This is a genomic window from Pseudoduganella rivuli, from assembly GCF_009674485.1.
GTDB lineage: Bacteria > Pseudomonadota > Gammaproteobacteria > Burkholderiales > Burkholderiaceae_D > Rugamonas > Rugamonas rivuli_B.
In genome coordinates this window covers 241,181-263,613 of sequence record NZ_WKJJ01000008.1, presented here as the reverse complement: position 1 = coordinate 263,613, position 22,433 = coordinate 241,181, and the positions used below count along the sequence as shown (strand labels likewise).

19 protein-coding genes are annotated in these 22,433 nt (G+C 65.5%); 10 read left to right on the top strand and 9 right to left on the bottom strand.

All coding sequences use genetic code 11. The features are described from left to right. Positions 1-35: 35 nt before the first annotated feature. A complete protein-coding gene (locus tag GJ700_RS14665; protein WP_154375035.1) occupies positions 36-1,676 on the top strand; it encodes a magnesium transporter CorA family protein in 1,641 nt (546 codons plus the stop codon). Here GJ700_RS14665 and GJ700_RS14660 read toward each other — a convergent pair. Genes GJ700_RS14660 through GJ700_RS14650 form a run of 3 tightly spaced genes read right to left on the bottom strand, consistent with a single transcriptional unit; the run spans position 1,673 to position 4,053 of the window. Beyond that, positions 1,673-2,140, bottom strand: a complete 468-nt coding sequence (locus GJ700_RS14660; RefSeq protein WP_154375033.1) for a DUF2269 family protein — start codon at positions 2,138-2,140, stop codon at positions 1,673-1,675. The genes GJ700_RS14665 and GJ700_RS14660 overlap by 4 nt on opposite strands. Next, on the bottom strand, positions 2,141-3,394 hold the full coding sequence (locus GJ700_RS14655) for an SDR family oxidoreductase (protein ID WP_154375031.1): 1,254 nt from the start codon (positions 3,392-3,394) through the stop codon (positions 2,141-2,143). It lies immediately after the preceding gene. A 56-nt stretch (positions 3,395-3,450) separates the two neighbouring features. Continuing rightward, complete coding sequence (locus GJ700_RS14650) at positions 3,451-4,053, bottom strand: LysE family translocator (protein ID WP_154375029.1); 603 nt, start codon at positions 4,051-4,053, stop codon at positions 3,451-3,453. Between the two features lie 215 nt (positions 4,054-4,268). Here GJ700_RS14650 and GJ700_RS14645 point away from each other — a divergent pair, with 215 nt between their 5' ends. Together GJ700_RS14645 and GJ700_RS14640 are read left to right on the top strand one after the other, a co-directional pair. Beyond that, positions 4,269-4,868, top strand: coding sequence for a glycine zipper 2TM domain-containing protein (locus GJ700_RS14645; protein WP_154375027.1), 600 nt, complete (start codon positions 4,269-4,271; stop codon positions 4,866-4,868). 92 nt (positions 4,869-4,960) lie between these two features. Beyond that, complete coding sequence (locus GJ700_RS14640; protein WP_195763905.1) at positions 4,961-6,460, top strand: tetratricopeptide repeat protein; 1,500 nt, start codon at positions 4,961-4,963, stop codon at positions 6,458-6,460. A gap of 2 nt (positions 6,461-6,462) precedes the next feature. Here GJ700_RS14640 and GJ700_RS14635 read toward each other — a convergent pair whose 3' ends face one another. After that, a complete protein-coding gene (locus GJ700_RS14635; protein WP_154375023.1) occupies positions 6,463-9,942 on the bottom strand; it encodes an ATP-binding protein in 3,480 nt (1,159 codons plus the stop codon). Positions 9,943-10,003: 61 nt separating this feature from the next. Beyond that, positions 10,004-11,065, bottom strand: coding sequence for a hypothetical protein (locus GJ700_RS14630; RefSeq protein ID WP_154375020.1), 1,062 nt, complete (start codon positions 11,063-11,065; stop codon positions 10,004-10,006). 119 nt (positions 11,066-11,184) lie between these two features. On the opposite strand from GJ700_RS14630, the gene pnuC reads away from it, so the two are divergent. Next, the gene (pnuC, locus tag GJ700_RS14625) at positions 11,185-11,739 is read left to right on the top strand and encodes a nicotinamide riboside transporter PnuC (RefSeq protein WP_154375018.1); all 555 of its coding nucleotides are present in this window, start codon (positions 11,185-11,187) and stop codon (positions 11,737-11,739) included. Between the two features lie 9 nt (positions 11,740-11,748). Here the strand turns inward: pnuC and GJ700_RS14620 are convergent, their stop codons facing one another. After that, the gene (locus GJ700_RS14620; protein WP_154375016.1) at positions 11,749-12,564 is read right to left on the bottom strand and encodes a response regulator transcription factor; all 816 of its coding nucleotides are present in this window, start codon (positions 12,562-12,564) and stop codon (positions 11,749-11,751) included. Positions 12,565-12,753: 189 nt separating this feature from the next. On the opposite strand from GJ700_RS14620, the gene GJ700_RS14615 reads away from it, so the two are divergent. After that, positions 12,754-13,251: a winged helix-turn-helix transcriptional regulator gene (locus GJ700_RS14615; RefSeq protein ID WP_154375014.1), complete on the top strand. Its 498-nt coding sequence runs from the start codon at positions 12,754-12,756 to the stop codon at positions 13,249-13,251. 12 nt (positions 13,252-13,263) lie between these two features. Here GJ700_RS14615 and GJ700_RS14610 read toward each other — a convergent pair whose 3' ends face one another. After that, positions 13,264-14,025, bottom strand: coding sequence for an anti-sigma factor family protein (locus GJ700_RS14610; protein WP_154375012.1), 762 nt, complete (start codon positions 14,023-14,025; stop codon positions 13,264-13,266). After that, complete coding sequence (locus GJ700_RS14605) at positions 14,022-14,486, bottom strand: RNA polymerase sigma factor (RefSeq protein WP_154375010.1); 465 nt, start codon at positions 14,484-14,486, stop codon at positions 14,022-14,024. The genes GJ700_RS14610 and GJ700_RS14605 overlap by 4 nt, the downstream gene beginning before the upstream one ends. A gap of 154 nt (positions 14,487-14,640) precedes the next feature. On the opposite strand from GJ700_RS14605, the gene GJ700_RS14600 reads away from it, so the two are divergent. The 3 genes from GJ700_RS14600 to GJ700_RS14590 all read left to right on the top strand — a co-directional run bounded on the left by GJ700_RS14600 (position 14,641) and on the right by GJ700_RS14590 (position 19,340). Beyond that, positions 14,641-15,387, top strand: a complete 747-nt coding sequence (locus GJ700_RS14600) for a DUF4142 domain-containing protein (protein WP_154375008.1) — start codon at positions 14,641-14,643, stop codon at positions 15,385-15,387. A gap of 82 nt (positions 15,388-15,469) precedes the next feature. Continuing rightward, positions 15,470-16,414, top strand: a complete 945-nt coding sequence (locus tag GJ700_RS14595; RefSeq protein WP_154375006.1) for an AEC family transporter — start codon at positions 15,470-15,472, stop codon at positions 16,412-16,414. Positions 16,415-16,484: 70 nt separating this feature from the next. Further along, positions 16,485-19,340 (top strand): sensor domain-containing diguanylate cyclase, encoded by a 2,856-nt coding sequence (locus GJ700_RS14590; protein WP_154375004.1) that lies wholly within the window; start codon positions 16,485-16,487, stop codon positions 19,338-19,340. A 3-nt stretch (positions 19,341-19,343) separates the two neighbouring features. Here the strand turns inward: GJ700_RS14590 and GJ700_RS14585 are convergent, their stop codons facing one another. Next, positions 19,344-19,808, bottom strand: a complete 465-nt coding sequence (locus GJ700_RS14585; protein ID WP_154375002.1) for an OsmC family protein — start codon at positions 19,806-19,808, stop codon at positions 19,344-19,346. A 74-nt stretch (positions 19,809-19,882) separates the two neighbouring features. Here GJ700_RS14585 and GJ700_RS14580 point away from each other — a divergent pair, with 74 nt between their 5' ends. Together GJ700_RS14580 and mnmC1 are read left to right on the top strand one after the other, a co-directional pair. Further along, complete coding sequence (locus GJ700_RS14580; RefSeq protein ID WP_154375000.1) at positions 19,883-20,461, top strand: DNA-3-methyladenine glycosylase I; 579 nt, start codon at positions 19,883-19,885, stop codon at positions 20,459-20,461. Between the two features lie 8 nt (positions 20,462-20,469). Next, positions 20,470-22,275, top strand: coding sequence for an FAD-dependent 5-carboxymethylaminomethyl-2-thiouridine(34) oxidoreductase MnmC1 (gene mnmC1 / locus GJ700_RS14575; protein ID WP_154374998.1), 1,806 nt, complete (start codon positions 20,470-20,472; stop codon positions 22,273-22,275). Positions 22,276-22,433: the final 158 nt, after the last annotated feature.

The following is a 22,433-nucleotide window of genomic DNA, read 5'->3' as shown; positions in this document are numbered from 1 at the left end:
TGCTATCATGCTGCAAAGATCCAGGAGACCAGCGCATGACGCAAGCACCCCAGTCCGGCACCCATGTCCACGAATTGCGCCAGGTATTGCTGTGGCCCTTGCGGCTGATGCCGGGCAGCGGCGCGGACCAGACCAGTCGGCGGCCGTGGGAAGTGCTGCAGGCGCTGGGCGAAACGTCGCCGTGGCGCACCGTCATCGACGAATTCGACGGCGATAGCGCCAAATTCCATGAGCGCCATTACAACGAATTCGTCACCTTCCTGCCCTATGTGCAGCGTTTCCTGTATGGCGAGGCGCGCACGGGGCGCGGCGAGGCGGGCGAGGCCAGCATGCGCGTGTTCCGCCGCCACGACGTGGCGCAGGTGCGGGTAACGTCGCGTCCCGGCGATGAGCCGCTGGTGCTGCAAGTGATCCATGCCGACTTGTATTTCTTTTATGACGTCGACGTCGTCATGCTGAACGTCGAAGTGGGCGCCGGCAATTTGCCGCTGGCGCAGGCGCAGGAAGTGCTGTACCGCTTCGGCCGCGGTTATCCGGCCGGCTGGGATGAAGACGGCCAGGCGCTGCACTGCATGCACAAGGTCGAATGGCTCGATGCCCGTGGCAATCCGCTGTCGGTCTCCGATGCGCAAAACCGCGACCTGTTCCTGGCCCACGTTTGCCAGAAGCGCGCGCCGCGCATCGCGTCGCACTGGAAATTCCTGCTCGAACCGCTGGTGTATGACCCGGTGGCGGAACCGGGCGCGCTGCGCTACCGGCAAATCGAGTATTACCGCATGCCCGTGATGGCGTTCCTGTCGGTGGAGGACCCGCAGGCGCTGACGCGCGACGACTTCATCCGGCTGGGGCACGTGATGGGCAACGGCAATGGCGCGTCGCCCTATACGGCGCGGCAGCTGGATGACTTCGAGCAGCAGGTGTGTTACGACCGGTTCTGGAGCCCGGCCGGCGCGGCGCCCCACACGCGCTACCTGTGCAGCGGGTTGTCGCTGGTGGTGGTGGGCGATGCGAAGTCCGAATACTTTTGCTGTCGCGACCGGGGTGTGCTGGCGCAATTCCGGCACCAGCATTTCCTGCTGTTTTTGATCGCGCATTTGCAAAAGTCGTCGCTGCTGATGTTTTCCGACCGGCTGGCCGAAGCGCTCAATTGCCTGAATGTGATGGACGCCAACAGTGTGCGCCGCTTCAAGCGCCGCATCCGCGCATCGTTCGAAGGCTTCCTGCGCTTCACGCACCGCTACTGGTTCAAGGACATTTCCGAACAGGCGCTGGTGCGCGCGCTGTTTGGCATGTGCTCGACGCAGCTGGGACTGGAACGCCTGCACGCGGAAGTCAAGGTGCGGGTGGAGGACATGAACGGTTACCTGGAAGCGGACAGCCTGCGCCGCCAGGCCAATACCGTCGTGCGGCTGACGGTGGTGACGATTTTCGGCCTGATCGGCACCGTCACCACCGGCTTCCTCGGCATGAATTTGCTGGCCGAGGCGGATGCGTCGATGGAGCGGCGGCTGGTGATCTTTGCCGTCACGTTCATCGTCACCACGGTGCTGACCGCCTATACGATGATCAAGTCCAAGCGCCTGTCGGATTTCCTCGACGTGCTGTCCGACGAGCGTTTGCCGTTCTGGACCAAGATGAAGGCGCTGGTGGGCGTGTGGCGGACTGAGAAAGATTAAACAGGTTTATTCACCATCAGCCAGTACACGACGATCAGCGCGCCAAAGGCCGGGAAGCCCAGCAAGGTCCACCACCGCTCGTAGCGCCAGTAGCGCGCGGGCAGCGTGGTGTCGTTGCGCGCCGCCGCGTCCTGCGCCATATCGCGCATGCGCAATTGCAGCCACACGACGGGCAGCCAGCAGGCGCCTGCCAGGCCGTACAGCCACAGCGACATGGCGATCCAGTGCGTGTTCAGCGGATAGCCGGCCAGGTGCATCATCCAGAGCCCGGACAGCGGCTGGATGATGACGGACGGCGTGGTGAACCACCAGTCGGCCCGCGCCACCCACCGCGTGACGACGGCAATGGCTTGCACGTTGCCGCTGCGGTTCGTGAAAAACATGTAGAACGCGGTACCGAAGCCGGTGCCGAACATGAAGGTGGCCGACAGGATGTGCAGCCATTTGGTGGTCAGGTATTCCATTCACTTTCTCCCTTGCAGGCGCCACATCAGCAACAGCAGCGCCAGGATTGGCAGGTTTTTCAACAGGGGGCCGAACGGGTGCAGCCAGAAGCCCGGCAGGCACACGCTCATGATGACGGTATAGCCGCCCACCAGCGCGGCCTGTGCCGGCCATAGCCAGCGCCGTGGGCGCAGCAGCAGTGCGCAGCCGATGGCGGCGTCGAGCACGCTGGCGCCGGCCAGCATGGGCGTTTGCAGCGAAGCCGGCACGCCGCATGCGGCCAGCCACGCAAGACTCTCCTCATGCGGCCAGGCGAACCATGACACGTACGCCGTCCACAGCCACATGACGGCCAGCGCCAGCCGCGCCAGCGGCATGGTCCACGCCAGTACGGCATCCGGCCGCAACGCCGGCGTGGCAAATGTCGCCGGGGTGCGCATGGTGCGCTCCAGCAGCGTGTACATGGCCGACGCGTCGGCAGTGCTGCCGTGCTTGAGCATCGTCAGCGCATCCGGTGTGACGGGGCTGCCCGGGTGCAGGGCGGCAAGGGGCGCCGCCAGTTGCGCCAGCGCCATGGGAATGCGCAGCACCAGCGCGCGCCCGGCCTGCATGCCGCGCCGCAGCTCTTCCAGGTAGGACGGCAACGGCATCGGCTTCGGCCCGACGGCGTCGAGTTTCCGTACATGCCGGTGTTCCGGCCGCAGCAGGGCGGCGATTGCGTCGCACAGGTCGTCGATATGGACCGGCTGGACTTCGCCGGCGGCGGGCAGCGCCGCCACCGGCAGCGAGGCCAGGGCGCGGAACAGCCGGCTGCTGGCGCCATCGTCGCCATACACCAGCGAAGGCCGCACGATCGTGTAATCCAGTTTGCCGGAACGCAGCGCGTCTTCGCCCCGGCCCTTACTGCGCCAGTAGGGCGTGGCGGCATTGGCGTCGCTGCCCAGCGCGGACAGGTAAATCACGCGCCGCACGTCCGCCTGTTCGCAGGCGACAAACAGGGCGGCGGGGATGGCGTGGTGGATCCGGTCGTAGCTTGCATGGTCGGCTGCGCGGAACACGCCGAGGCCATAGATGACGGCGTCGAAGCCTTCGATCGCGGGCAGCCACGCGGACGCATGGTGCAAGTCGGCCATCGCCAGCGTGCGCCACGGGCCATCGATACCGGCCGGCGCGGCGCCGCGGCCGGCCCCCGTCACGTCGTGGCCGGCACGGTGCAATGTATGCAGCAAGTGCCGCCCGATAAAGCCGCTGGCGCCAATCAGCAGGATGCGCATGTCATTTTCCGAAATTTCTGTCGTTACAGAAATAATAGAATGACTGCGCCGTGACGTCAATGTTGCAGCATCGGATACAGCGATGCGACCAGCAATGCCGCCGCCGTGAGATTGAAGATACGGACGGCGCGCGGATCTTGCAGCCAGCCCCGCAGCGCCACGCCACAACCGGCCCAGGCCGCCACGCACGGCGCGCAAATGGCGCCATACACGGCAGCCATCAACATGGCGTCGGCCAGGCCGAAGGCGTGCGGCAGGTAAGTGGTGACGGCGCCCACCGCCATCACCCATGCCTTGGGATTGATCCACTGGAACGCTGCCGCACCCAGGAACGACATGGGACGTTCCGCCCCCTGCGCATTGTTGTCTTGCATGGGGCCGGAGCGGGCCAGCTTCCAGGCCAGCCACAGCAGGTACAGCGCGCCGCCATATTTGAGCAGGGTTTGCAGCGGCGGCACGGCGGTGAAGACCGCGTGCAAGCCGGCGCCCGTGCCCAGTACCAGGATGGCAAAGCCGATGCTGATGCCGGCGATGTGTGGCAGCGAACGGTGGAAGCCGTGGTTCAGGCCGGACGCCAGCACCATGGTGTTGTTGGGGCCGGGCGTGATGGATGAAATCGCCGCGAAGGCGCAAAAAGCGATGAGCTGGTCGGTGGTCATGGGTTACTCCTTGCAGGACACTGTAATGGAATTCCCGGTACAGAACCGGTACAGTCGGCCGCAATACACGCATCGGGTGTACAGGCGGCTTGGCCGATACACTTGTCCGGTTACAAGTACTTACCGTCGATACATTTTTCTCACAGCCCACAAGCGGGCTCGACCGTTAAGGTAGCAACGGCGCTGCACGATGCGCCTCACTTACGGAGAACAACATGGAACAAACCGCTACCCCTAAACGCATCCACCCACTGGTCGCCACGGCTGCCGTATCGCTGACCGTGTTCAGCCTGGCCGGCATCGCCGCCGTGACGGGATTGCTGCCGATGTCGCACAGCGAACCCGCCGCCGTGCAGGCGCAGGCCGGTGCACAGGCCGCCGCGCCGTCGGCGCTGCCGGCCGGGGCACAAGGGCTGGTGGTGGCGCAGGAATCCACCACGGCATCGCAGCAACCGGTGGCGGTGGAGGCGCCCGCGCCGAAACCTGCGGTACGCCATGAAACACCGCGCCGCCACGACACCGTGCGTGACGCCGTGCGGGCGGAAAGCGGCCAGGCGCGCCAGGAACCGCGTCCACAACCGGAGCCGCAACCGCAGGTGGCCGCGCAACCGGCACCAGCGCCGCAAGCCGCACCGCAAAACAGCGCGCTGGGCATCGGTATCGGCGCGGTGGTGGGCGGCTTGATCGGCCACCAGGTGGGCGGCGGCAACGGCAAGAAGCTGGCGACGGTGGCCGGTGCGATTGGCGGCGGTTTCGTCGGCAATGAAATCGCCAAGCGCAACCAGCAGCAAGATCCGCAACCGCAGCAGAAGTAATCCGCGCACATCGGCGGCAAGGGGGGCGGCGGGACGGGCGGGCGCACGATCTGGTAATGTGCTGCTTTTCCCGCAACGCCCAGCCCGCCGCCATGTCTTCTTCCCCCCGCATTCCCCAACTGCTCCAGCAAGCCGTCGCGCTGCACCAGCGCGGCAGCCAGGCGCAAGCCGAAACGCTGTATGGCGAAGTGTTGCGGCTCGATCCCGCCAATTTCGATGCGCTGCATTTGCTGGGCGTGATTGCCCGCCAGGCCGGCGCGGCCGATGACGCCATCCGGCTGATCGGACAGGCGATCGCCGTCGACGGCGGCAAGGCCATCGCCCACTGCAACCTGGGCGCGGCATTGCAGGATGCGCGGCGCCACGAGGAAGCGCTGGCCAGTTTCAACCGGGCGCTGGCCTTGCAGCCGCGCTACCCGATGGCGCTGGCCAACCGGGGCAATGCGCTGCGCCGCCTCGGGCGGCTGCATGAGGCGCTGGCCGATTACGATGCGGCGCTGGCGTTGCAACCGGCGTACGTGGAAGCGCTGTGTAACCGGGGCCTGGTGCTGCACCAGTTGGGACGCCCGGAACAGGCGCTGGACAGCTATGGCCAGGCCTTGAGCGCCGCGCCCGGGCACAGCCCGTCGTATGCGGGCGCCGCCGTCACCCTGCAAAGCCTGGGCCGCTACGATGAGGCGGTGGAAACTTACCGTAACGCGATCGAAGCGGACCCCGACCATGCAGCCGCATGGAGCGCCTACGGCACGCTGTTGCTGCGCCTGGGCGACAGCCAGCATGCGCTCGATTGTCACCAGCGCGCGCTGGCGCTGAAGCCCGGCGATGCGCAGGTGCACCTGCACTACGCCAATGCGCTGCGCGCACTGAACCAGCACGATGCCGCGATCACCGCTTACCGCGATGCGCTGGCTTGCGGCGCCGATGCGGACGCCGTGGCATTCCACCTGGCCGCGCTGGGCGCGCAACCGGCGCCGGCCGCACCACCCGCGCCGTATGTGGCGGCGCTGTTCGACCAGTATGCCGATGGCTTCGACCAGCATTTGCAGCAGGTTCTGCATTACCGCGTGCCGGGCTTACTGATGGACGCGCTGGCCGGCCGCCTGCATGGCGGGTTGCTCGATGTGATCGACCTTGGTTGCGGCACGGGCCTGTGCGGACCGCTGCTGCGGTCCCACGCGCGTGCGCTGGTGGGCGTGGACTTGTCGCCGCAGATGCTGGAACAGGCGTTGCGGCGTGGCGTGTACGATGAACTGGCGTGCGCCGATATCGCCGCCGCCCTGCAGGGCCGCAGCGCCGATGTGCTGGTGGCGGCGGACGTGCTGGTCTACCTGGGGGATTTGCAGCCGCTGTTCCGTGCTGTGCGCAAGGCGTTGCGGGCCGGCGGTGTCTTCGCGTATTCCGTGGAAGCGCAGCAGGGAGAGGGCGACTATGTGTTGCGGAGCAGCGGCCGTTACGCCCACACGGCCCGCTACCTGCACGCGCTGGCGCAGGCGCACGGCTTGACGGTGGACAGTCTCGCCATGCAGACATTGCGGCAGGATGCCGGTGCGGACGTGGCAGGTTACATCACCGTGTTATCGCGCAATCCGTAAGGTTATACGGTCTTGAGCAACCGCCCCTGCAACGCACCCTGCAGCGCCATCCGCAATCGCGGCGCCGCCTGCGCATAGCCATACTGCACGGAGCGGTCATCGAGCTCGGTCAGCGTACGGCGCAACGCCTCGTCCGGTTCGCGCAGCCACTGCGCATAGGCGCGCAGCAGCGCCACGTGGTGTTCGGCCCAGGCGCAGCTTTCCTGCGCGGCCGTGGCCAGCAACTGGTCGGCATAAAAACTCGCGGCCACCAGGTCGCCATCGAGCAGCGATACCTCCGCCGCGCTCAGGTAAAAGCGGTACGCATTGTGCGCCAGGCAATCGCGGTTCAGGTAAGCGGCGCCTTGCAGCAGCGCGCGGCGGCGCACGTCTGCATCGCGCGTAAACAGCGCCTGCGTGCCCAGCACCCACGGCCCGATAAAGTTCTGCAATTGCAGCCTTTCCATTTGCTGCGCGGTGGCGTTGATTTGCCGTTCCGCCAGCGCATGGTCGCCGTTAAGCCAGGTGATGCGGGCCTGGCTCTCCATCAGGAAGGTCTCGAAACGCGAACTGCCCAGCGTGCGCGCCAGTTCCAGGCCCAGTTCGACCTGCTCCGTGGCCGCATCCAGCGCGCCATCGGCCACCAGCGCCCAGCCGGCCGTCATGCGGGAAAACGTTTCAGCGCGGCGGTTGCCGACCTTGTGCGCCAGCGTGGCCGATGCCAGCGCGTCGCTGACGGCGCCTTCCGTATCGCCCAGGTAAATGCGGGTCGAGCCCAGCGCCGCGCGATTCGACGCTTCGATGTGCACGTAGCGGTGCCGTTCGCACATGGCCAGGCACTGGCTGAACAGGTCGAACGCCTTGCGCATGCGGCCCTGCGCATAATACGAATCGCCCACGCCGGACAGGGCGCGGGCCTGGGTTTCGCTCATGTCGGCCGCTTCCGCATAGCGCGCCGCGTCTTCGTGATAGCGGCGGCATTCCGTGTAATTCCCGCGCGGGAAGTAGATATTGCCTTTCAGGTACAGCAGCTTGCCCAGCGCCGCTTCCGCGCCCACCGACAGCGCCAGCGGCACGGTTTCATCGAGCAGCCGCTCTTCCTCTTCCAGCTCTTCCAGGATGTTCAGCACGCCCGCCAGGCCGATCACCGCGTCGATCTTTTCCTGCGGCCGCCCGGACAGCATGATCGCGTGCTGGTAATACTGGCGTGCATTACCCATGTGGCCCATGCCGGTGCTGGCGTGGGCGCGCAGCAGCGCCAGCGTAAAACTGGAAAAACTGGTGGAATCATAGGCGTTGCATGACGATGCCAGGTCCAGCGCCGCTTCGAACTGGTGCCGCTCGAGCCGCTCGCGGATCGCCTGCAGCATCATGTCGAGCGCACCGGGATCGTTGGCGCGGTACAGGTGGTGCGCGCACTGCGCCGCATCGCGCTGCCGCCACGCCAGCGCCGCCACCGCGTGCAGCTGGCGCAATTGCTGCGGATCGATGGTGTCGTAAATGCAGTGCATGACGAGGTCGTGCACGAAGCTGCAGCCATTGTCGGCCGTCTTGCGCAACAGGCTGTCGCGGCCCGCCGCCTGCGGCACGTAGCCACCGTCGCCCAGCGCATCGCGCAGCAAGTCCAGCTCGAAGCGGGGACCCAGCACGGACGCCATGCGCAGCGCCTGGCGGTGCTGGGCCGGCATGCCGTCCAGGCGCGCCTGGATCAAATGTTTCAGGCTGTCCGGCAATTGCTGGCCGGGGCTGGCCAGCAATTGTGTCAGGAACAGCGGATTGCCCTGCGCGCGCTCGACGCAGCGGGCGCGGTAGGCCGGATCGACGTCCGTGAACTGGTCGGCCAGCGCCATCGCTTCGCGCGCCGGCATGGGCGCCAGGTCGAACACAGTCAGGCCCAGGTCCGCCATCTGCTGGCGCAGCGCGCTTTCCAGCGGATCGTTTTCCACGCGCGACGTGATTACCCACAGCACAGGCGCCTCATGCGACAGCGCCAGCAGCGGGCCCAGCGCATCGAACAGGTATGGGTCGCCCCAGTGCACGTCTTCCAGCGCGATCAGTTGCGGTTCCGTCATGGCCAGGCGCAGCACCAGCATTTGCAGTGCGCGCGTCCAGCCCTGGTCGCGCACGTCCTGGCTCATGGCGGCATACAGCGCGTGCTGTTCCGCATCGAGCCGCACGCCGGCCAGCACGTGGTAGAACAGCGCGGTTTCCGGCGGCAGGTACAGGCGCGCCACCAGGTCGGCAATCAGCGGCGAATCGCCGTGCGCCGGTTGCACCCCGAGGCCCAGCAGGCTGCGCGCCAGTTGTTCCAGCGGCGCGCGCCAGCCATGGTCGGCGCCCGCGTGTTCTGCGTGCACGACGCCCGTATCGAGCACTTCGGCCATATGGCAGCGCATGCCGGCGGCGCGCGCGATATCGATGAATTCCTGGGCCAGCCGGCTCTTGCCGACACCCGCCACCGCGCGCACGTACAGGATGTGACCGGCCTGGCTTTCCAGCACGCCTTCGGCCACGGCCTTGAACTGGCGCGTTTCCGCGTAGCGGCCGATCAGCGGCGGCAACTGGCTGGCGTCGCTGGCGGCCGGTTTGCTGAACAGCAGGTAGCCGCTGTCGCGCGCCCCGTCATCGGAAAACAGGAAACGGTGGTCCAGCAGCGGCAGCAGCTTGCGCTCCACATGCAGGGGCAGGCGGAACGGCAGCACGGAAGCGGCGGGGCGGGGCGGCTGGCGCAAGTCCGGCGCGTTGCCGGTGGCGGCGCCCGATTCCCAGCGCGCCAGGCGCATGGCCATCGCGCGCCCGCCGTGCGTCAGCAAATGGCGGTTCAATTCAATCGCGCAGCGCATGCAGCGCTCCGCATCGCTGCGGTACGCCTGCGGCAGCCCGAAGGCTGCCGATACGGTGCAACCGTCGACACCGGTGACCTTGCCGCCGAATTGCTGGACGATGGCGGCAATGTCGCGCACCGCCGCGCTGTCGGCGCCCGGCGGCATGGTCAGTTCCGCGTGCAGCATGACGACATAGCGCACCACGTCGTCATAGTGCAGGTCATACAGCGCCGGCACGCCGGGCGGGATGGGCTGGGCGCCGTGCACGGCGGCGTGGGGTGGGAACAGCGGCAAGTCTGGCGCGGGAACCGCGAAACCGCCGGCCGCATGGCTGTGGCGCCCCGCCGCGGGCGCCGCCGGCGGCAGTGGCATGGCGGCGACGGCATCGCCCGCCGCGGTGGCCGGCGATGCCGCCGCCATCAACTGGTCCAGCTCCACGTCAAACACTTGCGCCAAATGGCGCGCCGTGCGGTACAACACGATTTTGCCGGTTTCCGCGCGTTTGATGGACGCGATCGACACGCACAACTGGTTCTGGAAACACAAGTCGGCCAGCGCCTCCTGGCTCAGGCCGCGCGCTTTGCGCAACCGTTTCAGCAAGGTGGCATCCAGCAGCACGCGGCCGTCTTGCGGCAGCGGCGTTTCATTGTTGTTAACTTTTGAGGCGTCCAGATTCATGGCTCAGGCACTATAGCATTGCCAGTGAGCCCGGGGAGCTTTGCACGCCGCTTACCGCTAATTACCGCTGATAAGCGACCATTCCTGACAACGGTCGCAGCGGCCGCAGGATGCGCTTGCCCATGTTGGGCGACGGATCGTGCGGCGTAAAGCTGGCCGTCAGGCTGTGCGCATTGGTGCCCAGGTAGTTGCCCTGGATCGCCCCCACCACGCGGGCGCCGGATTCGAAGCGCAACTGGCCCACCAGCACATAGGGAACGGAGACGGTGGAATAGGTCAGTGCAATGGCGGCGCGCATCGATGCGTGCGGCGGCACGTTGTACGGGGTGTCGAACGCCCAGGCAGTCTGGCGTGTCACGGCGCAATTGGCCACGTAATCGACGGGTTCGTCGGACAGGATGAAGTCGTCGCCGGACACGCCCGGCACGCCGTGCCGGTATTCGACATCCGGCCCCAGGGTGGCGGCCGGGGTGTTGGTCCATGATGACGTTTCAGTGATGGCAATGGCGCCGGCCAGCGTGTGCGCGCTGGGCGTGGCGGTGTGGTTGGTGACCACTTCGCTGTACTGGCTGGCGGGACTGGTGCGCAATACGCAGGCATTGGCAAAGTCATATTCGATGTGCAGCACTTCCTCGATGCTGAGCACATGGTCGGTGACGCTGGTGGCCCATACCACGCCGCGGCTGTCATCGGGCCCGGTGCCGGCGCGGATCGAGAAATTGCCGTCGTCCTGCATGGCGGCATAAAACTGCTGGCCCTGCGCCGTCATTTGCGTGCCCCAGTGCCAGCCGCAATTGTGGGCCAGGTCGGAACCCTGGTAAATGCAGAAATTGCCATCGCTTTGCACCAGCGCGAAGTAGCGGCCCCGTTCGCCCGCCTTGCGGCTGCACCACAGCACACCCTGCTCTTCGTCCGTATCGATGCCCCGGTACACGCGGAACGTGCCGTCACCCGCCAGTGTCGCGAAAAACAGGCCATTGGCCGAGACCAGGAAATCGCCCACTTGCAGGATCTGGTTCATGGGCAGGCAGCCGGTAAAGCGGCGGCCGCCGTGGGGCGGGAAGGGCGGGGACGCGATGGCGTCGTGGTCGATGAGCTGCATGGCGGTGTCGGTGAATGGCATGCGGCCAGTATCACGGTGCGCGGCGCGAGGCGACAGGGCAGCGCAGTGTCAGTTCGGTATCAGTTGCGGAATGCCGGGGTTGTCACCGAGAATGGACAATCTTGCACTGGATTTTGCCTATGAGCCCGCTTGAAATCGTCGCCAATATCGTCATGGCGCTGGCCATCATCCTGGCCGGCCGCAACAGCATCCACTCGTGGTGGCTGGGCATCGTCGGCTGCGCGCTGTTCAGCGTGCTGTTTTACGGCGTCAACCTGTATGCCGACGTGGCGCTGCAAATCTTCTTTATCGTGACTTGCGTGATCGGCTGGCGCGAATGGGCGGCCGGCGATCATGGCAAGGAATTGCCGATCACGTCCGTCAAACTGCGGACGATGGCATGGATGGCGGCAGCCGGCATCGCAGGGGCGGCAGCGTACGGCCTGATGCTGCACAAGTACACCAACGCGTATGCGCCCTTCATCGACTCGTCCGTGCTGGCGTTTTCCATCATCGCGCAATTGCTGCTGATGGCGCGGCGGGTTGAAACGTGGCCGGTGTGGGTGCTGGTCAATGCCGTGTCGGTGCCGCTGTATGTCAGCCGCGGCTTGAATTTGACGGCGCTGCTGTATGCCGGTTACTTCGTCAACGCGCTGGTGTCGTGGCGCTGGTGGCGCAAGCAAATGCGGGCGTGACCGGCAAGCTCACTTTTTGCCGGATTCTTCCGGCGGAGAACCGGGGGCGCCGCTTGCTGTGCCTGATGCGCGGTAAGCGCTGGGTGTGACGCCCATGCGTTCGCGGAACGCCGTGGCGAAGTTGCCCGCGTTATTGAAGCCGATCAGCAATGCAATGTCCTGGACATCGATTTCCGTCTCGCGCAGCAGTTGCACGCCACGGCGGATCCGTTCTTCGCGGATAAAGGCAAACACCGTCATGCCAGTCTGTTCGCGGAACAGTTGCGACAGCTTTTCACGGTAAGTGCCCACGCTGCGGGCAATTTCAGACAGGCTGGGCAAGGCCGCCAGGTTATCGGCAATCAAGCGCTTGGCGGCGCTGACGAGGACGGCGTCCGGGTTGGCCGGCAGCGCCGGCGCGGGCGGCTGTTCCGCCGCGTCTTTCGGCGCGCGCCGCATCAGGTTCAGGTGCACGTGGATGCGTGCCGCCAGTTCGCCCGGCGTGAAGGGTTTCGAGACAAAGTCCACGCCGCCGATCGACAAGCCCATGATGCGGTCTTCCGCCGCGTCGGCGCCAGACAGGAAAATCACGGGTATGTCATGCGTGGCCGGATTGGCCTTTAATAACCGGCAGCAGGTGTAGCCATCCATGCTGGGCATGCGCACGTCCAGCAGGATCAGGTCGGGCTGCTGGGACAGGGCCAACTGGTAACCTTGCAAGCCATTGAACGCGACGGAGACGCGGTATGGCATTTCACTGAGCAAGTCCACCAGCATGCGCTGCTCGAACGCGGAATCGTCCACGATGAGGATCTTGCGCACGTTGGCATCACTGGAAAGGTACATTTTCTACTGGGGGCTCATCGAAGCATTGAAGCAGTGTTGCATATTATGCCTCCCTTTGAAAAAAATTTGCCGGTTTCTCCGCTTGCAAAAGGATTGTCACTTCCTACAAAAGCAGCAATTTTTTAGCTGGCAAATAATGACTTCTAAGTTGGAAAGTGGAAATCCATTGTTCCCTAAGGAGGAAGTGCAATGAAACATACTGATTTTGGCCGTATGCCATGCCCGATCGCCCGCAGCCTGGGTAAAGTGGGCGAGTGGTGGAGCATCCTGATCTTGCGCGACGCGTTTTACGGGCTGACCCGTTTCGACGAGTTCGAAAAGAGCCTGAAGATCGCTCCGAACATGCTGACCCGCCGCTTGGCCGGCCTGGTCGAAGGCGGTTTGATGGAAAAGCGCCAGTACAGCACCCGTCCGCCACGCTATGAATATGTGCTGACCAAAGCGGGCCGCGACTTCAAACCGGTATTGCTGGCTTTCATCGCGTGGGGTAACGAACACCTGGCTCCGGAAGGCGCCAGCCTGCTGGTGGTGAGCCGCGAAACCGGCAAGCCGGCTGACCAGGTGCTGGTCGACGCGCGTACCGGCCTGGCCATCAACGATGAAGACTACATGTTTGCGGCAGGTCCGGCCGCCAACGAAGGCATGAAGATGCGGCTGGCCGACATGGGCCGCCGCGGCGTCCAATAAGTTCGGCAAGCTTTACAGCTGTTCGTAGACCGCCCTGGCCACCCTGGCCAGGGTGCTCTTGTCCAGAACACCGGACACCGCATAGCCCCACTGGCCATCGATCCAGTAATAGACGCCGACTTGCCCGTCCTGCGCATAACGGAAGGCCGTGTCGCGCCTGTCACCCTTGACGGTGGAAATATATAACGTCAGCCGCTGCCCGGCCGCATCCGCATACATGATTTGTGCGGCTGGCCCCGTGTCGCTTGGCAGGATACGTCCGCCCACCAGGTCGAAACCTTGCTGTGCAAGGCGGGGCGGTTGCAGCGGCATGCTCATCCGCTTTGACAGCCAGCCCGTCAAATGTTCCTGCTGATCCGCCCCCACTTCGACCGGATGGCGCACTTCCGGCAGAGAGACGGCATGCGCCTGCAGGGCGCGTGCCGCCAGCGCCGGTCCCGGCGCGCTGGCGATCAACTGCTGTTCCGCCAGGTAGGCATGGGCCATCCAGCCCAGCACGGCGCTCGATAACATCAGCGCCACACTGGCCGCATAGCGCCGCATCGGCCACAGCCAGCGCGACAGGTTGCGGGTGCGCAGCATCGAGCGGGGAATGGTTTCATCGAGGACTGGGCCATACAGTGCACGCAGCGCGATGTTTTGCTGGCGGTAGGCGCGTAGCCGTTCGCCTTCCTGCTGATTATTTTTCACATAGCTGGCAATGTCGGCCTGGCGCGCCTGTTCCAGCTTGCCGTCGACCCACGCCTGCAATTCCGCTTCCGTAACGGGAATCATTTGACCACCTTCAGCGGCGAGGCGGGCGCCTGCCCCAGCATCGTCAGCCGCAACCGTTCACGGGCCCGCGACAGGCGCGACAGCACCGTGCCGAGCGGGATTTGCAAGACTTCCGCGACTTCTTCATAGCGCATCTCTTCCAGCGCCACCAGCAACAGCACTTCGCGCTGCTCCGGCGGCAATTGCAGCAAGGCCGCCTGCATGTCGCGCATGTCCAGCCGTTCCTGTGACGGTGAGCCGGCAGGGCTGTGGCGCTGCCGCTCTGTATACAAGCCATGCAGGATGTTGAACAGCCAGGGCCGCATATCGCTGCCGCGTCGCCACGTCGACAGCCGGTGCCAGCCGCGTTCCATGGTGTCTTGCACCAGTTCGTCGGCGGCAGCCCTGTCGCCCACCAGTGCACGCGCATAGCGGCGCAGGCGGGGGATGCAGGCTACCAGGCTGTTGCTGTCGTCGGGCATGGCGGTTCCTTCCTGAGGCGGGGGCAGCGCATTTGTATACAAGTATGCCATTGCTTGCCCGAAAGCTGCGGCCGATATGTCCGGCGCGCGTGTACATTGGCAGCATAAAATAACTATCCTGAAAGCGGCGCTTCCAATCCAGAGGAGAACCGTAATGAAACAAGTGAAAATCGCGCTGGCCATTGCAGCCTTGATGAGCGCGGCCGGAGTCCAGGCGCAATCGCTCGCCAAAACCGACCAGGCCATGTTGAAGCAACTGGCGCAAGCCAATATCGCGGAAATTGAAGCCGGCCGGATTGCGCTGGACAAGTCGCAAAACACGGAAGTCAAAGCATTTGCCCAGCAAATGATCGATGACCACAGCAAAGGTTTGCGGGAAGTGATGACGGTCGCGCAGAGCAAGGGTGTGGTGCTGCCCACCGAGCCCGACGCCAAACACAAGGCCATGGGGAAAAAACTGCAGCGCCTGTCCGGTGATGCGTTCGACCGCGAATATGCGGCCCAGGCTGGTATCAGCGACCATAAAGCGACCCATGCTTATGTGCAAAAAGTGCAGTCCGAAGCGAAAGATGCGGACGTGAAGGCGCTGGCGGCCAAGCTGGAGCCCACCGTCGCCAAACACCTGGGCCACGTGGAAACCCTGAGCGCCAGCCTGGATGGGGTCAGCCCCCGTACCGCCGGCACGCCGCCGCCGGTGGGGACGTCGGCCAATGCCGCCGACACCATGGGCGCCACCGCGGCGCCGGGCAATACGGGTTCAGGCCGCGCGGCCAGCCCGGACGCCAGCGCATCGGGCAAGACCTATGGCAAACGCCAGCCGAAAGCCGACAAGACCAGCGGCAATACGGACCACCCGGACAACCCGGCCAACAAGGACGTGCACCCGCCTGTGAAATATTGACGGTGCCTGACAGTGACGGCAGGGGGCGGGTATCGCCCCCTGCTGATGCCGCCTGGCGGCGGCACCGGTAGAATGGCAACCCATGCTTGCCATTTTTGCCGTCACCTTTCCCTTTTTCGCGCTCGTGCTGTGCGGCTATATCGCCGTGCGGCGCGGCATGCTGCCCCTGGTGGCCATTCCAGGGATGAATACCTTTGTGCTGTACTTTGCGCTGCCGTGCATGCTGTACCGCTTTGGCGCCAGTACGCCCATCGCGCAATTGCTGGATCCGGGCGTGTTCACGGTCTATTTGCTGTGCGCGCTGCTGATTGTGGGCATCACGATGGCGGCGACGCTGAGCCACCGCATCGACTGGAACAATGCCGCCTTCGGTGCGCTGGTGGCGGCCTTCCCGAATAACGGCTTCATGGGCGTGCCGCTGTTGCTGGCGCTGATCGGGCCCCGCTCATCCGGGCCCGTGATCATGACCATTGTGATCGACATGGTGATCACGGCGTCGCTGTGCATCGCGCTGTCGCGCGTGGGCAGCGGCAGCGGCCGGGCCGCCGTCGGCAATGCGCTCAAAGGCATGATCAGTAATCCTATGCCGTGGGCCATCGCGCTGGGGGCGCTGACGTCCGCGTCCGGCCTGGCCCTGCCGGGGCCGGTGGCGAAAACCATCGGCTTGCTGGCCGATGCGGCGTCGCCCGTTGCGCTGTTTACCATCGGCGCCGTGCTGGCCCGCTCGCAGATGAGCACGGCCGACGCCACGCCGCTGCGAGAATATGTGCCGGTCGCGCTGAAAAAGCTCGCGCTGCATCCGCTGCTGATGTGGTGTATCGGCCACGCTGCGTTGCGGCTGGGTCTCCCGCTCGATCCGGCGGCGCTGGACGTCATCATCCTGGTGGCTTGCCTGCCCAGCGCCAGCAATGTCGCCATGCTGGCGGAGCGCTTCGGCGCCAACACGGGGCGGATCGCCCGCATTATCCTGGTCTCGACGGCGCTGTCGTTTTTAACATTTTCCGGCGCAGTCGCAGTGTTGCGCTGAACTTGTGGAATAATGCGACATTCCCGATAGTGCACTGCGGCAATATCCGCTAGGAATTAATAAATTGGAAATGTTCGCGCCCGATGATGTGCTGGCGCAATGGGAAGCGCAGTTACCTGAGACACAAGGTAACGCCCGCCTGTTGCTGCTGGCCGAGCTTGCCTGGCATTTACGCCAGCGCGACGTCGCGCGCGCACGCCTGTTGGCGCAGGAGGCGGCCGGGCTGGCCGAGGCGCTGACGGGCAGCCTGCAAGCCACCGCCATCCGGACCGACCTGGAAGCGGCGGCCGCGTTGCTGGCGGCCCGTTTCACGCTGATTGAAGCGGAAGCGCAGTGGCTGGTCGGCAAGCTGGAAGTGGGCGAAGGGTTGGCGCAGCAAGCCTTGCTGGCGTTCGAACGGGAAGGCAATGCACTCGGTTGCGCCGACGCGCACTGGCTGCTGGCGTGGATCGCCAATGACCGTGGCGACTGCGTGGCCAGCAACAGCGAACTGGCCATCGCGTCGGCCGATGCGCGCGCCGCGGGCGACACCATTCGCGCCGACATCATCGATGCGGCTGCGGCGATTTTCTGCGTATTCCACAATTTGCAGGAAGCCAATGCGCGCTGGGGCCAGCGCTTCACGGACGATGACGATGCCCATCCGGCCGTGGCGGGCTGGGTGCGCGATTACGCGGGCATCAGCGCTTTCCAGGGCGCGGATTTCGGCCGCGCCGTGGCGCTCTTGATGCTGTCGTTCGAAGCGGCCATGGCGACGGGGCAGGTGCGCCGCGCCATCACCATCGCCACCAATATCGGCAACGGTTTTACCAGCCTCAATGCGCATGACGCGGCGCTGGAATGGATGCAGCGCGCGCTGGAACTGGCCCGCCCGACGGGCTGGCCGATGTGCGTGGGCCTGTGCCTGATGCAGACCTCTGAAACCCTGCGCCACCTGGGGCAGGGCGCCGCCGCGCGCGAATTGCTGCATGAAGCCTTGCTGGCGCTGGCGCCGCTGGCTTCCTCGCGCGCCTATGCGGTGGCGCTGGAATACCAGGGCGACCTGGCGCTGGACCTGGGCGACGCACAGCTGGCGCTGGACAGCTTCCAGCAATTGCAGTTGCGCGGCGACCAGCTGGGCCAGAGCGATTTCAAGAGCAGCGCGCGGCGCGGCCAGGCGCATGCGCTGTCGCAGCTGGACCGGCCGCACGATGCGCAGGCGGTGGCGCTGTCCGCGCTGGAGATGGCATGCGGTACCGGCGATATCGGCAACCAGATCGCCGCGCTGCGCGTGCTGGCGCAGATCCACGCGCGCCACGGCCATGCGTTGCCGGGGCCGCGCGACATGGCGGCGCCCAATGCGGTGCTGCATTACCTGGAAGCGGCCATGAATTTGGCCTCCACCATCGATGGCTACCAGGTGCCGGCCGCCTTGCTCGATGCCGCCGCCCGTGAATATGCGGCGGCGGGAGATTACCGCAAGGCGTATGAAGTGTCACTGCAAGCCAATGCCGTGCGCGACCAGACGCACAGCCAGGAAGCCACCAGCCGCGCCGTCGCCATGCAGGTGCAATACCGCACGGAGCGGGCGCAGACGGAAGGCGAGCATCACCGCCAGCTGGCGGCTTCCGAAGCGCAGCGCGCGCAGGTCTTGCAGCGCACCAATGCCACGCTGGCGCACCTGTCGGCCATCGGCCAGGAAATCACGGCGCACCTGGATGTGGCGGCGGTCTACCGCGTGCTGGACCGCCACGTGCACGGCTTGCTGGACGCCACGCATTTTTCCATCTTCCTGCTGCAGCCGGGCGGCGAGTCGCTGTGCTGCGCGTTCTGCAAGGAAGCGGGCCAGGATTTGCCGCCGACCTGCTATGCGCTGTCGGACCCGCACGCGAACTCCGCGCGCTGCATCCGCGAACGGCGCGAAATCCTGATCGAACTCGATGAAGATGGCGCCACGCCCAACCTGATCCCCGGCACGTTGCCGACACTGAGCCTGCTGTTTGCGCCGCTGTGCGTGGGTGAGCGCGTGCTGGGCGCGATGACCGTGCAATCGCTGCGCGCCCGCGCCTATGGCGAACGGGAACGGCTGGTGTTTTCCACGCTGTGCGCCTACGGCGCCATCGCGCTGGATAACGCCAGCGCCTATCGCGAAGTGGCCGCCACCCGCGCGCAACTGATGGACAAGAACATCGAGCTGGAACGGGCTTACCACACGCTGGAGGAAGTCAGCCTGACGGACCAGTTGACGGGCTTGCGCAACCGCCGCTTCTTCCTGCAGCACGTGGATTCGGACGTGGCGATGGCGCTGCGCCGCCACGAACAGCCGGGGCTCGCCGCGGAGCGTGAAGTCAGCCCGTACAAGGATAACAAGGACCTGGTGTTCTTCATGGTCGACCTGGACCACTTCAAGGAAGTCAACGACCGCTATGGCCACGCGGCCGGCGATGCGGTGCTGGTGCAAATGCAGGAGCGCTTGCGCGAAGTGTTCCGTGAATCGGATTACCTGGTGCGCTGGGGCGGCGAAGAATTCCTCGTGCTGGCGCGCGCCACGGACCGCGAAGAAGCCAAGGTGGTGGCCGAGCGTATCCGCCGCGCCGTTGCGCACCGCGACTTCATCCTGCCCGATGGCACGGCGCTCACCAAGACGTGCTCGATCGGTTACGCCTGCTTCCCCTTCATGCCGTCGCAACCGCGCTTGCTGACGTGGAGCCAGGTGGTGGAACTGGCCGACATGGGCCTGTACATCGCCAAGAATTCCGGCCGCAATGCGTGGGCCGCGCTGTACTGCACGGAGACCACGCAGGGCGACGGCCTCTTCCGGCGCATGATGCAGCAGCTGGAGCAAACCGTGGCCAGCGGCGAAGTGCGGGTGGTGACTAACCTGGTGCAACCGCCGATGCTGCGCGGCGAGCGGCGGCGCGTGGGGTTGTCCAGCGACCTGGCGTAACGGTCACACGACCGGCGCCTCCACCACCACTTCCGCCTTCAGCGAATTGGCGATATAGCACTTGTCATGCGCTTCATGGTGGATCGCCGCCAGCTCGTCCTCGTCCGGCCAGTCGCCGCCGGCAAACACGATATTTGGCCGCAGGGTAATGCTGGTCATCGCCATGCGGCCTTCTGCATTCTTTTCCAGCAGGCCGACCGCGTGGTCGCTGTAGCTCTCCACCACGTGGCCCCGCTTGGCGGCAATCGACAGGAAGAACAGCATGTGGCAGCTCGACGTGGCCGCCACCAGCGCTTCTTCGGGATCGACATTGTCCGCGTTCGACATCGGCAGCGGCACCGACAGCGGCGACGATGATGCGGGCACGCGCAAGCCGCCGTCGAAGATCCATTCGTGCGCGCGGCTGTAGCGCTGGCCGAGGAAGTCCTGGCCGTTGCGCTGCCATTCCAGTTTTGCTTCGAATTGCATGACTGCTCTCCGTGATGGGTGGTGCGGACATCATAATGTAGACTTCACGCTCTTGCCGCACACTCCACTACACCATGACCACGCTACTGCATCGCTGCAACTGGGCCAATCCCAACAATCCCCGCTATATCGCTTACCACGACGAAGAATGGGGCGTGCCGTGCCACGATGAGTTGCGCCTGTTTGAAATGCTGAACCTGGAAGGGGCGCAGGCCGGGCTCAGCTGGGAAACCGTGCTGAACAAGCGCGACAACTACCGCGCCGCGTTCGATCAGTGGGACGCGGAAAAGATCGCCGCCTATGGCCCGGACAAGGTGGCGGCATTGCTGGCCAATCCCGGCATCATCCGCAACAAGCTGAAAGTCGCTGCCGCCATCGCCAATGCACAGGCCTACCTGCGCTTGCGCGGTGAGGGTTCCAGCCTCGACCAGTACCTGTGGGCGTGGGTCGACGGCAAGCCCATCGTCAACAACATCGCCCGCCAGGAAGACCGCATGGCGAAAACCGCGTTGTCGGATGCGATTTCCAAGGACCTCGGCAAACGCGGTTTCAAGTTCGTCGGTTCCACCATCATTTATGCGTACATGCAGGGCATCGGCATGGTCAACGACCACGACACGACGTGCTTCCGCCACGCCGCATGCCAGCAATGACGCCGCCGATGGATCACCGTTTCGTCTTGCTGGCCACCGCATTCGGCGCGGGTGAACATTTTGCGCACGTGCTCGCTGCGTGGCGGCGCCGCACCGCTGCCTCGCCGGTGAGGGCGGCCGATGGCCCGCGTGCACTCGACTGGCATACGGCAAGCGCGCTGCATTACATCGCCGTGCTGCCCGCGCTGCCACCGGCGGCGGCGTTGGCCATAACGGAATTGCGTCCGCAATGGCCCGTCGACGTCCCGGGCTTTCACCGCCTGTCGCTCGATGGCGGCAACGTGACGCTGGATCTGCTGGTGGGTGAGCCCGGGCAGAGTTTGCAGCAATTGCAGGCGCGGGTCGATGCGCTGTATTTGCCCCAACCGGTGAACGACTTGCGCACGGTGGCAAAGCTGGCGCTGCCCGGCGCCACACTGGCCATGCAGGGCAGCAGCGACGACGACTTGAAAGCATTGCGCTCGGCAGGCTTTACGCAGCAGTCCTGCGATGCGCCTGCCTGTCCGTGGCTCGGCGACGCCAGCGAAGTCACGTGCGCCACCTTCACCAGCCGCAAACCGCAACCACCGCGCGCGCCAATACCGGAGCGCCGCGCCATCGTGATCGGCGCCGGCATGGCCGGAGCGGCGATGTGCGAACGGCTGGCGGCGCGCGACTGGGACCTCACGCTGATCGAGCGGCACGGCTTGCCCGCGCAGGAAGCGTCCGGCAACCGTTCCGGCATCTTCATGCCGCTGCTGTCGCGCGACGACAATATCCCGACCCGGCTGGCGCGCGCCGCTTACCTGTATGCGCAGCGGCGCTGGCAAGCGCTGGGCGGCTTGCACCCGGACGCGCAGGTCGGCGCGGATGCCGTCGGGCCGATCGCTGGCAGCCAGTGCGGCGTGCTGCAACTGGCGCGCGATGCGCAGCACGCGGATTTACAACGGGAAGTGGTCGATGCGTGGCGCTATCCGGCAGCGTATGTGCGCTGGGTCGACGCGCAGGAAGCCAGCGGCATGCTGGGCGTGGCGACGCCCGATGGCGGCTGGCTGTTTCCGCAGGGCGGCTGGGCCAATCCCGGCTCGATTTGCCGCGCCATGCTGGACGCGTGCGGGAAGCGGCTGACGCGTATCCACCACGCGGAAGCAATGACATTGCAGCGCACCGGCGGCCAGTGGCAAGTGCTGGACGCACAGGGGCAACTGCTGGCGCAAGCGCCCAATGTGATCCTCGCCAACAGCGCGGGGGCGCGGTCGCTGGCGCAAACAGCGGAACTGCCGCTGTACACGATGCGCGGGCAAGTCACCCACGTGGATGCGCAAGCGTTTCCCGCGGTGCCGCTGGTGGTCTGCCGCGAAGCGTACATCACGCCGGCGGTGCACGGCATCGTGAGCGCTGGGGCAACGTACGACACGGATACCGATGCGGCGTTGCGTGTAGCGAGCCAGCAGGAAAACCTGGCGCGCGCGGCGGACATCCTGCCCGGTGCGCTGGACCGGTTAACCGACACGGCGCCATTGGCCGGGCGCGTGGCGTTCCGCTGCATGGCCCCGGACCGTTTGCCGCTGGTGGGGGCGCTGCCCGATTACAGCGCGGCGGCCGGCAAAATCGAGCGCCTGCGCGACGTGCCCCGTCACCCGGGCTTGTATGGCGTGCTGGCCTATGCGTCGCGCGGCTTGATCTGGGCGCCGCTGGCGGCGGAAATCCTGGCGGCGCAGCTGGAACATGAACCGCTGCCGCTGGAAACCACATTGATTGCGGCGCTCGACCCGGGGCGTTTCATGTTGAAAGCGCAGCGGAAATCGCCGGCGGTGGAACAGGGTATGGCTTGAATCCACGCAGATGCCGACAAAATACGCGCGGTTTCCGGTAATTTCAGACAGCGCTTTCAGAACGGCCACGTAGACAGGCCGCCAGGGCACTGCCTTTCCGGCGCCAGTTGTGGCATCCCGGCATCACCCGCATCCATTCGGTTTTCCGCCCGATTTCA